Origin of the sequence: Paenibacillus sp. A3, assembly GCF_001399685.1 — a bacterium.
GTDB lineage: Bacteria > Bacillota > Bacilli > Paenibacillales > NBRC-103111 > Paenibacillus_G.
Genome location: NZ_JTHN01000136.1, coordinates 43,645 through 54,938, shown reverse-complemented (window position 1 = coordinate 54,938; position 11,294 = coordinate 43,645). Strand labels below are relative to the sequence as shown.

Here is an 11,294-nt window from a genome sequence, read left to right as displayed (position 1 = left end):
TCCCGCGCTTTACGCGGTCTTTTTTTCGTATACCCATATTCGGCGCCCCGCATAGTTTTGCCCGACTGCACCATACTAACAAGGACATTTCAGCTAACGGAGGGATGTTCTTCATGCAATCCAAAGATAAACAAGAGCAGCAGCCGGTGCAACCGCCCCAGGCGCCGACGACGGAAGAAGGACGCAAAAGCGCAACGGTCGATGCGATTCAGCAGCTGGGGCAGACAGCCGCGCCTGCCACCGAATCCAACATTTTTTGCATGACCATTATCGGGCAGGTCGAGGGTCATATCGTTCTGCCGCCGCAAAACAAGACGACCAAGTACGAGCATTTGATTCCGCAGCTTGTCGCCGCGGAGCAGAACGCGAAAATCGAAGGCGTGCTCATTATTTTGAATACGGTGGGCGGAGACGTGGAAGCCGGGCTGGCAATCGCCGAGATGATCTCTACGTTGTCCAAACCGACGGTAACGCTTGTACTCGGCGGCGGGCACAGCATCGGAGTTCCGATTGCGGTCTCGGCTAACTATTCAATCATAGCCGAAACGGCGACGATGACGATTCATCCGATCCGTCTGAACGGTCTGGTGATCGGCGTCCCCCAGACCTTCGAATATTTGGACAAAATGCAGGAGCGGGTTATCCGGTTCGTCACCCGGCATTCCCGGGTCGACGAGGAGAAATTCAAAGAACTGATGTTCAAAACGGGCGAGCTCACGCGTGACATCGGCACGACGGTCATCGGTGCGGATGCCGTCCGATACGGACTCATCGACTCGCTGGGCGGCATAGGGGAAGCCATTCGCAAACTCAACGCCTTGATCGATGAGCGGCGAGCCGGCAATGGAGGAGGCATGATCCAATGATTCATTATTCGATCCTGCCGCTGGAAACCGTCTACGAAGGAATCGAAGCGATGAAATCGTCCACTGTCGATATTGTGATGAACGGGGTCAGGATGCAGGTTGAGCCGGTCAACGCGCAGCAAGCAAAGATCGTCCGGCTGATCAGCTGCAACCCGCAAGATTTTTTGAACCCCCAATACGCTCCCGGGCGAATGATCGAATTTCAACCGATGGTCCGGGAATCCGGCGAATAAAGGGAGTTACGCAGAGGTTGGAGCGCTTCCTTGCCGCTTAATGGCCGGAGGGGAATATATTTTCGCATTCTTCGTTTAGCTTCACCCCAGTTTATGGTATAATGAAGGCTCGGGGGTGAGCGGCCTTGGCCAGGAAAAGGAAAAAGGGCAAGGGAATCAAATCAAATCTCAAATTTGAACTGTACGGCATCGTTATTTTGATTTTTTCGATCATCGCTTTATCCCGTGAAGGTTCGGTAGCCCGTTCGTTGACCTATCTGTTTCGATTTGTGATCGGAACTTGGGATTTTCTCATTCCGCTCGTGTTTATATACGCCGGATTGTACGCGATGATGAAAAGGGAATGGCCGGTGTGGCGGACACACCGCAAGCTCGGGGTGCTTCTGATCATCCTGTCGCTGCTGCTGATGAGCCATATCAGCCTGTTCTCGCAGCTTTACCCGAAAGGGAATTTCACTGAGGGCCAAGTGCTGTCCCAAACTTGGGCGAGCATGGTAGACGGACTGGATCCGACGGAAAAGGGAATGGCGATTCTGACCGACGGCGTCGGCGGGGGAATGATCGGGGCAGTGCTCTACGCGGTGCTGCACTTTTTGTTCAGCAACCTGGGCGCCCGTCTGATTCAATACACGCTGTTCGTCGTAGGATTCATTCTCATTACGGGATTGTCGGTCGGCGATATCATGAACAAAATCAGCGGGCGCAAGCCGTTTGCCGAGACCCTGCTCGGCCAATACATAAAGCGCAAGCTGCTGGAGAGAAGCCGGGCGAAGACGGCGGCCGCGAGCGCGCAGCGCAAGAAGAAGCCGGCAGCCGCAGCGGTCTATGTGCCGCCGCCGGAGGACGAGTTCGACGAAGAGACATTGAAGCCGGAGCGCAAGGAACGGAAGCCGGGAAAAATGCGCAGCCTGTTCTTCGAGCTGCTTAAACCGTCTGAAACGCAGGAAAAGAACAAGGCGGAGGGCAAGCCGAAAAAGGGACGCGTTCAACCGGAAGAGGAAGAAGAAGCGGTCACGGTCTATTCGGCGGCCCAGGATTCGCACGACAGCGATTCCGGCTTGCCGGAACAGCATATCCCTTACGAAGAAGAACACGAACCGGCAATCCCGGTGATCCGCGATTTTCAAGAGCAGGTTCATCAGGAAGCGGCGCGTGCATCCGACAGTCCCGCTTCCGCTGAGAATGCCGCAGACCGCAAACCTGATCCGGTGTCTAAGGAGCAGGAAAGTGCGGAAGGGGCGGACGATTTTGACATCAAAAACAAACCGCTCGCTATCCCGTACGAGCTGCCTTCCTTGCAGCTGTTGGCCAAGCCCCCTTCGGGCAAAGGAAGCGACTCGCTGGATTACAAGGCGGTTGCCCGCAAGCTGGAAGCGACACTCGAAAGCTTCGGCGTACGCGCCAAGGTGCTGGAGGTCGTCCGCGGCCCTGCGGTTACCCGTTACGAAATTCAGCCGGACGTCGGCGTAAAGGTAAGCCGCATCGTCAGCTTGACGGATGACATCGCCCTCGCTCTGGCTGCGAAGGATATTCGTATGGAAGCGCCGATTCCGGGCAAGTCCGCCATCGGGATCGAGGTGCCGAATACCGAGGTATCCGTGGTCACGATGCGCGAAGTTATGGAAAGCCCGGCCTTTCAGGACGCGGCGTCCAAATTGTCGATTACGCTGGGACGCGATATTTCCGGGCAGCCGATCGTCGGCAATCTCGCACGAATGCCGCACATGCTCGTCGCAGGGGCGACCGGCTCGGGGAAATCCGTTTGTATTAACGGGATCATCACAAGCGTTCTTTATAAAGCAAAGCCCGACGAAGTCAAATTTCTGATGATCGACCCGAAGATGGTCGAGCTGAACGTGTACAACGGCATTCCGCACCTGCTGGCACCGGTTGTAACCGATCCGAAGCGGGCCTCGCTTGCGCTCAAAAAAGTCGTCGTCGAGATGGAAAAGCGGTACGAGCTTTTCTCCAAAAGCGGTACGCGCAATATCGAAGGCTACAATTCGATGCTGGTGGAAACGCAAACTGGCGCTCCGCTGCCTTATATCGTCGTTATCGTGGACGAGTTGGCGGACCTGATGATGGTTGCGGCCAACGACGTGGAGGATGCGATCTGCCGCCTCGCTCAGATGGCGCGCGCCGCAGGCATTCACCTCATCATCGCTACGCAGCGGCCGTCGGTTGACGTCATTACCGGCGTCATCAAAGCGAACATTCCTTCACGGATCGCCTTCGGCGTGTCCTCGCAGGTAGACTCGCGGACAATCCTTGATTCTGCGGGCGCGGAGAAGCTGCTTGGCCGCGGGGATATGCTGTACTTGCCGATGGGCGCTTCGAAGCCTGTCCGGGTTCAGGGAGCCTTCCTCTCCGATCAGGAGGTGGAAGCGGTCGTTGGCTTCGTCCGGACGCAGGGGCAGGCGGAATACGTGGAAGACATGGTTCCGCATGTCGAAGATAAGCAAGAAGAGACGGAAACGTTTGAGGACGAATTGTACGATCAGGCGGTCCAAATTATTCTGGAAGCGAAGCAAGCGTCCGTATCCCTGCTTCAGCGCCGCATGCGTGTCGGTTATACGCGTGCCGCCCGGTTGATCGATACGATGGAAGCGCGCGGCATCGTAGGCCCGTACGAGGGCAGCAAGCCGCGTGAAGTCTTGATGTCGCTTGAACAGTATCAAATGAACCGAATGAGCTCCTGAGCGACTCTTGGATGATGCGTTATCCTGGCCCAGCGATTCCCAGTTTAGGCTGAATAGAAGCTGACTCCCTTTCTCATAATAACCTTAAAAAGGTTGCCGCAACGAAGGCGGGAAAGGTGAGGTTGCCAGAATGAATAAACGATTGATCTTCATTACGCTTGGCCTGGTATTTATTCTGTTCGCCGGACTTCAGTTCAAGCAGCATCTGAAGGTGCAGCAGACATTCAGCAAGAACGAAATCCGCTACGGCGCGTCCGGCACGGCCGACGTCTACGAGCTCCAAGGTCGTTTGAAGCATCTCGGATTTTATTACGGCAAGGTGGACGGCGATTTCGGCTATCAGACCTTAAAGTCGCTCAAGTGGTTCCAGTCCGAATTCGGGTTGAAGGTCGACGGCATCGCCGGGGACAAAACGAAGCTGAAGCTGTGGGAAGCAACAAAAGGATGGAAGGCGAAAGCCGAAGAGCTGCCTCCTTGGGTAGCAGGTGCCGGACGAGGGCAAGCCGCCGAAGGCGGACCCGTGCCCGAAAGCGCTGCGCCGCCGGCGAACGCAGGCATACCGCGTTCCAACCGTCTCGGTCTTTCCGAAGAGGATCTGAACTTGATGGCCAATGCGGTACACGGCGAGGCGCGCGGGGAGCCGTATATCGGCCAAGTCGCCGTTGCCGCCGTTATTCTCAATCGCGTGAATTCGCCAAGCTTTCCGAATACGGTCTCGGGCGTCATTTTCCAGCCTGGAGCGTTTACAGCCGTAACGGACGGACAAATATGGCTGACACCGAACGAAACGTCTCGCAAGGCGGTTCAAGACGCGCTGAACGGGTCGGATCCATCCGGCGGATGCATTTATTATTTCAATCCGATAACGGCCACATCCAAGTGGATTTGGACCCGTCCGCAAGTCAAGCAAATTGGCAAACATATTTTCTGCAAATAGCGCATGTAGTAGAAGTAACCATCTTCACGGTTGCTTCTTCTGTTTATAGAGGAATATAATGGAATATACCCGGGAAGGCGGAAGTGAAGCCATGATGATGAGAGGAGTTGTTTCGTCTTTGAAGCAAATACGATTCGAACGGGGAATGGTGCAGGGCGTGCGTGTGCATGTGCTGCCGACGGAGCAGTTCAAAACTTTTGCATTATCCGTCTATGTGGGCAGTCCGCTTCAGGAGGATACGGTTACGCCAAACGCGCTTATTCCTTTTGTGCTGCGGCGCGGCAGCAAGGCCTACCCGGAAACAAAGCAGTTCCGCGAGAAGCTGGACGATTTGTATGGGGCCGGATTCGGGTTTGACGTGTACAAGCGCGGAGATTACCAGATGCTTCAATTCCGTATGGATGTGATTCAGGACGATTTCGTTTCCAGTCCGCAGCCGCTCCTTGATCAAGCCATTCAATTTTTGGGCGAAGCGATTACGCAGCCGGCCATGGAAGGCGGAACTTTGGTCCGCAAATATATCGATTCCGAGAAAACGACTCTGCAGAAGCGGTTGGAATCCATCGTTAACGACAAAATCCGCTACGCTGCGGAACGGTGCATCGCCGAAATGTGCAGCAAGGAGCCTTATCGGCTCCATCCGCTCGGCGCGATCGACCGAATCCCTTCGATCGAGGCGGAAGGTTTGACCGAACGGTATGAAGCCCTGCTGCGGCAGTCGCCGATTGATATTTATGTTGTAGGCAATACGAATCTGGAGCAGGTGCTTCCCTTAATCGAGCGCTATTTTGCCGCCAGGGGCGAGCGATCTTCGGATTACTCGCTCAGAGCCGAACACCGCAGTGTCGGTCAAGTAAAGGAAGTCGTCGAGCGCCTCGATGTCAATCAAGGGAAGTTGAATATGGGACTTCGCGTCCGAACCTCGTATGCGGACGATTCGTACCCTTCGGCGCTGCTCTATAACGGTATCTTGGGAGGATATCCGCATTCCAAGCTGTTCACCAACGTCCGCGAAAAGGCGAGCTTGGCTTATTACGCCTCCTCCCGCTTGGACGGACACAAAGGCATTCTTACGATCCAATCGGGCATCGAAATCGCAAATTATGAGAAAGCCGTCTCGATTATTAAGGAGCAGCTGAAAGCGATGGAAGAGGGGCAAATCAGCGACACGGAGCTGCAGCAGACGAAAGCGATGATTACGGGACATTTGCGGGAGCTGCAGGACTCGGCTTTCGAGCTGATCGCTTTCGATTTCAACAACCGTCTGTCCGGTGCCGACCGTACGGTTCCGGCTCTGATCGAAGCGGTGGAGCAAACGGATAAAGAGCAGATCCGCCGGATGGCCCGCCAGGTGCAGCTGGATACGATATATTTTTTACGTGACAACAAAGGGGGGCAATAAATGCGCACGATCCCTTATCCGCATGTGAAGGAAACGCTGTACGCCGAAGAGCTTCCGAACGGGCTAAGCGTCTTTGTTTTACCGAAGGAAGGCTTCCAGAAAACGTATGCCACCTTCACGACAAAATACGGTTCGATCGATAACGATTTTCAGGTCGAAGGCGAAGCGCGGCGCAAAGTGCCCGACGGCATCGCGCACTTTTTGGAGCACAAGATGTTCGAAGAGCCGACAGGAGACATCTTTTCCGTATTCGCTGCCCAAGGGGCTTCCGCGAACGCGTTCACAAGCTTCGACCGCACGGCTTATTTATTTTCCGCGACCGGGCACATCGAGGACAACTTGTCGACGCTGCTTAACTTTGTGCAAAATCCGTATTTTACGGACGCAAACGTTGAGAAGGAAAAAGGCATCATCGGCCAGGAGATCAACATGTACCGGGATAATCCGGACTGGCGGGCGTATTTCGGACTGATCGAAACGATGTACCATAAGCATCCGGTACATATCGATATCGCCGGAACGATCGAATCCATCGGTCAAATTACGAAAGAAATGCTTTACGAGTGTTACCATACGTTTTATCATCCGAGCAATATGAGCTTGTTTGTCGTAGGCGGGGTCAACCCGCAGGAAATTATGGAACTCGTTAAACGGAACCAAGCGGGGAAAACGTTCAAGCCGCAGGGAACGATCAATCGTTATTTTGAAGACGAGCCACAACATGTGAAGGCCACGCGGAAAGTAACCGTGCTGCCGGTCTCGCTGTCCAAGTGCTTGTTCGGCTGCAAGGAGACGGGCCAGCCTTTGCGGGGGCGGGAGCTGCTGAAGCGGGAACTGACCATGAAGGTGCTCCTTGACTTGCTGGTAAGCCCCAGCTCGGCGATTTATCAAAAGCTGTACGATGAGCAGCTGATTTCCGACAGCTTCGGCTCCGAGTACAATATTGCCGAAAACTATGCATTCACCGTGATCGGCGGAGATACGAAAGACCCCGAACGCTTGATCGGCCGTGTGCAGGAAGAAATCGACCGGGTCAAAACGGACGGCATCGCCTCCGCCGATTTCGAGCGCAGCAAGAAGAAAAAAATCGGCGCTTTCCTGCGCCAACTCAATTCGCCTGAAGCGATCGCCAATGAATTTACGAAGTACCGGTTTAAGGGCATCGATTTGTTCGATATCCTGCCGGTGTATGAAGAGCTGACCTTGGAAGATGTCAACGAGCGGCTGCTCGCGCATTTCGATTGGAGCCGTCTGGCGGCTTCCATTGTGACAAGTGAAGCGAATGGAACCTAGTCATTGCAAGCCGTTTCCGGAGCAAACGGTGCTTGTCACGGGGGCGAGCCGCGGGATTGGCGCCGCGATCGCCTGCCGTTTTGCTTCGGTGGGCATGAATGTAGTTATTCATTACCTGAATTCGCACGAAGGGGCGAATGAAACGGCTCGCAGCTGCATGAAGCTGGGGAGTCGCGTGTTAACGGTAACGGCAGACCTGCGTTCGAGGGAGCAGATCGAACGGATGCAGGAGAAGCTGGCGCAGCACGGTCTCGTTCCGGATATTTTGGTCAACAATGCGGGCATTTCCCACTATGGCCTGTTCTCCGATCTGGAGGAGGCCCAATGGGATGAAATCATGGACATTAACTTGAAGGGCGCGTTTCTGATGACTCGTCAATTTATGCCGGCGATGATCCGTCAAAAGTACGGCAGAATCATCAACGTATCCTCGATTTGGGGCATCTCCGGCGCTTCCTGCGAGGTCGCCTATTCGACCGCCAAGGGCGGCATCAATGCTTTTACGAAGGCGTTGGCGAAGGAGCTTGCGCCATCCGGGGTCACCGTGAACGCCGTCGCTCCCGGCGCGGTCGATACGTTGATGATGGCGGGCTTTGACGAGCGGGAGAAAGAGATGATCGAGAACGATATTCCTGTCGGCCGCTTCGGCAAGCCCGATGAGATCGCGTCGCTCGTTTATTTCCTTGCGCTTCCCGAATCCGGCTACATCACAGGGCAAATCATCAGTCCCAACGGGGGCTGGCTGACCTGACGGCCCGTATAAATCCTTGTCGAAATGCAAACATTAACGTTGTAACGACATTCATTTCGATAAGGAGGATGCATGCATGGCGACGATGCTTAAGGTGTTCGATCGTTGGAAAGAATTTTTGGGAGAGCGTGTGGAGCAAGCGGAACGGGCAGGGATGACGGAAGAGACCATCTCGCAGCTGGCTTTTCAAATCGGTGAATTTTTGTCTGACAAAATCGATCCGGAAAATAAAGAAGAACGCGTACTGAAAGACCTGTGGGACGTATGCGACGAAGAAGAGCGCAAGGTCCTGGCACGGGCAATGGTCAAATTGGCTAAAGCACATCATTAATTATCCGGCATTTTACATGAGCCTCCTGTCCAGGGAGGCTTTTCTCTTGTTTCCTGCTGCTGCGCTTTCCGCATTGGCTTCGTGGCCGGTTTTCTTATATACTGGTATAGACGAATGGGAGAAAGAGGTTGAACCGCAAGTGAAGAAGCTGAAACGTTTGTTTGTAGGAATAGGCATTCTAGGTTTGCTTAGCGGCTGCGGCAAAAACATCCCGGCGATCGATCCTGCCTTGCTTCAAGCAAAATCGTCGATTCTCGTTGTAACGGGGCAGGAAATGCCGGACAATGTGAAAACCGCCCTGCAAACGGCACTCATCAATTGGCGTGATAAAAAGCAGACGGCCTTCGAATGGATGGATAATACGACCCCGCTGACCGAAGAGCAGCTATCCAAAATTAAAACCAGATCTTATGACTATATCCTTGTTGCCGGACATAATTTAGTACAGAATACGCTTCCGGCCGCCGCGAGCATCCCGGAACGTAAGTGGGTAATGCTGGACGACCAGCTGGCGAGGCAATCCCCTGTGGTTAACGGCAGCAACATCATGGTAAAGCTGGTCCCGGAGGACCGGTTCCGGAAGGAATGGAGCGAATGGGTAGGGCTGCAGCTTGACAATGACCGGGCGATCGAATGGGTGACGACATCGGCTTACCCGATTCCGTCCGAATGGGCGCCTTCCGAAGAAGCGGAATATATCAATCTGGCCGACTCCGAAGGCTGGTATACGCAGTTTCAATTCCAGGTGCACAGTCATGGGCCCGCGTGGATCGCAGTATTCGCTCCGCTGGAAGCGGCGCAATTACAGAGATTGAAGACTATGCAGGTTCCAGTGATTAATATGGCCTCCACCGGCATCGAGCTACAGTGGGGAGGCATTCTTGCATCCATCGAAGACATGTTGGCCAAAAAATCATGGACGCCGGGGATTCAGCCGTATTCGGACGCCGAAGCGAAAATCAATAAAAATTTGTGACTTTATGCCCTGAAACGGGGAGGATTTTATCGAATATTGTAGAATTCTTTTATAACCAATCACAAACCTAGGATCGGAGAACGACGGATGATAATCGAATCAAACGAAATCAAGCAGTGGTACATGGAATACCGCATCCACAAAAACCGTCCGGGGCTTCTCGGGGACATCGCCTCCCTGATGGGGATGCTCGATATCAATATCGTCACCATCAACGGGGTGGATAACCGTACCCGCGGCATGCTTTTGCAGACGAACGATGAAGAAAAAGTTGAATTAATGGGTAAAATGTTGAAAAAAGTGGATAATATAACTATAACGGCATTGCGTCCGCCCAAGCTGGTCGATATTCTTGCCGTCCGTCACGGCCGCTATATCGAACGGGACTCCGACGACCGGAAAACGTTCCGCTTCACCAGGGACGAACTGGGACTTTTGGTCGATTTTCTAGGCGAGCTGTTCAAACGTGACGGCAACCATGTCGTCGGGCTGCGCGGGATGCCGCGCGTCGGCAAGACCGAGTCGATTATCGCCGGAAGCGTCTGCTCCAACAAGCGGTGGACGTTCGTCTCCTCGACTTTGCTCCGCCAGACCGTGCGCAGCCAGCTTTCCGAGGATGAAATGAATCCGAACAACGTATTTATTATCGACGGGATCGTCTCGACGCTCCGTTCCAACGAGAAGCATCATATGCTGCTGCAGGAAATTATGGCAATGCCTTCCACCAAGGTGATCGAGCATCCGGATATTTTCATCCGGGAATCGCAATATACCTACGATCATTTTGACTGCATCGTCGAGCTTAGAAATACACCGGACGAAGAAATTACATACGAGACGTTCACGGCCGGATTTGACGAATATTAATGCCCTGTTCAGGTTCTGAGCGTCGGAAAGGGGTGACCACGTGTCCGATCTGGGTCAATTGCTAAGAAAAGCCAGAATCGAAAAGAAAATATCTCTCGATGACCTGCAGGAAACAACCAAGATTCGCAAACGGTATCTGGAAGCGATTGAGGACGGCAACTATAAAGTGCTGCCCGGGAATTTTTACGTCCGGGCTTTTATAAAGAGCTATGCCGAAGCGGTCGGGCTGGACCCGAATGAAGTGTTGAACATGTATCAGAATGTCATCCCGCAACCGGAGCCGGAGCAAATCGAACCGATCCGCACCAAGCGGACCACCCGCAATACGGAATGGCTCGGGAAGTGGGCGTCCAATGTGATGGTCATTTCTTTCGTCGTGCTTATTCTTGGGGTCATCTACTACTACATGAGCCAAAGCTATACCGGCAACACAAATGATGCGACCAAAGATTTGCCGAAGAAAATTACCGAAAAGATCGAGCCCGCCGCCCAGCCGCCCGATCCCGGAAATACCGGAGCAAACGGAGCGAATGGCGCGAACGGAACGAATGGAGCGCTTGCGGATAACAAGCCGGTGCAGGTGCCTACGCCGCCCCCGACTCCGACAACGGAGGTTAAGCTGGTCAAAAGCGAGCGGGGCACCGATTATTACGTGGTTACCGGTACGGATAAGCTGAAAATCGAAATGAAAGTCACCGGGGATTCCTGCTGGATGGAGGTCGATTCGCCGCCTGGCCCGAATAAAACGGTGATCGACTCCATGACGTTCAAAAACGGGGAAACGAAAACGTGGGAGTTGACCGATACGGCTTTCTTGATTTTCGGAAAAGCCAATGCGGTCGAGTTGAGCGTCAACGGCTCGCCGGTTGTCGTAGGCGATCAGCCGAACGTGAAAAAAATTCAAGTGGATATTCAAAAGTCATAGCATAAACCGCCGGC

The 11,294-nt window shown here is 53.8% G+C and carries 11 protein-coding genes; all 11 read left to right on the top strand.

Annotation, left to right across the window (positions count from 1 at the left end; all coding sequences use genetic code 11):
* Positions 1 to 113 precede the first annotated feature (113 nt).
* Positions 114 to 866 (top strand): ClpP family protease, encoded by a 753-nt coding sequence (locus QJ48_RS20655; protein WP_054975395.1) that lies wholly within the window; start codon positions 114 to 116, stop codon positions 864 to 866.
* Positions 863 to 1,099, top strand: coding sequence for a YlzJ-like family protein (locus QJ48_RS20650; protein ID WP_054975394.1), 237 nt, complete (start codon positions 863 to 865; stop codon positions 1,097 to 1,099). The genes QJ48_RS20655 and QJ48_RS20650 overlap by 4 nt, the downstream gene beginning before the upstream one ends.
* 125 nt (positions 1,100 to 1,224) lie before the next feature.
* Positions 1,225 to 3,798 (top strand): DNA translocase FtsK, encoded by a 2,574-nt coding sequence (locus QJ48_RS20645; RefSeq protein ID WP_054975393.1) that lies wholly within the window; start codon positions 1,225 to 1,227, stop codon positions 3,796 to 3,798.
* A 130-nt stretch (positions 3,799 to 3,928) separates the two neighbouring features.
* On the top strand, positions 3,929 to 4,735 hold the full coding sequence (gene sleB, locus QJ48_RS20640) for a spore cortex-lytic enzyme (RefSeq protein ID WP_054975392.1): 807 nt from the start codon (positions 3,929 to 3,931) through the stop codon (positions 4,733 to 4,735).
* Between the two features lie 97 nt (positions 4,736 to 4,832).
* Complete coding sequence (locus QJ48_RS20635; RefSeq protein ID WP_054975417.1) at positions 4,833 to 6,137, top strand: EF-P 5-aminopentanol modification-associated protein YfmF; 1,305 nt, start codon at positions 4,833 to 4,835, stop codon at positions 6,135 to 6,137.
* Entirely contained in the window at positions 6,138 to 7,430 is a 1,293-nt protein-coding gene (locus QJ48_RS20630; protein ID WP_054975391.1) for an EF-P 5-aminopentanol modification-associated protein YfmH, read from the top strand.
* Positions 7,420 to 8,181 carry an elongation factor P 5-aminopentanone reductase gene (locus tag QJ48_RS20625; RefSeq protein WP_054975390.1) on the top strand — a complete coding sequence of 254 codons (762 nt, stop codon included), beginning with the start codon at positions 7,420 to 7,422 and terminating at the stop codon, positions 8,179 to 8,181. Before QJ48_RS20630 ends, QJ48_RS20625 begins: the two co-directional genes overlap by 11 nt.
* A 76-nt stretch (positions 8,182 to 8,257) precedes the next feature.
* Positions 8,258 to 8,512 carry a DUF3243 domain-containing protein gene (locus QJ48_RS20620; RefSeq protein WP_054975389.1) on the top strand — a complete coding sequence of 85 codons (255 nt, stop codon included), beginning with the start codon at positions 8,258 to 8,260 and terminating at the stop codon, positions 8,510 to 8,512.
* A 46-nt stretch (positions 8,513 to 8,558) separates the two neighbouring features.
* A complete protein-coding gene (locus QJ48_RS20615) occupies positions 8,559 to 9,488 on the top strand; it encodes a hypothetical protein (protein ID WP_237762990.1) in 930 nt (309 codons plus the stop codon).
* 87 nt (positions 9,489 to 9,575) lie between these two features.
* Positions 9,576 to 10,355, top strand: coding sequence for a DUF3388 domain-containing protein (locus QJ48_RS20610; protein WP_054975388.1), 780 nt, complete (start codon positions 9,576 to 9,578; stop codon positions 10,353 to 10,355).
* Between the two features lie 40 nt (positions 10,356 to 10,395).
* Positions 10,396 to 11,280, top strand: a complete 885-nt coding sequence (locus tag QJ48_RS20605; RefSeq protein ID WP_054975387.1) for a helix-turn-helix domain-containing protein — start codon at positions 10,396 to 10,398, stop codon at positions 11,278 to 11,280.
* The last annotated feature ends 14 nt before the right edge of the window (positions 11,281 to 11,294 follow it).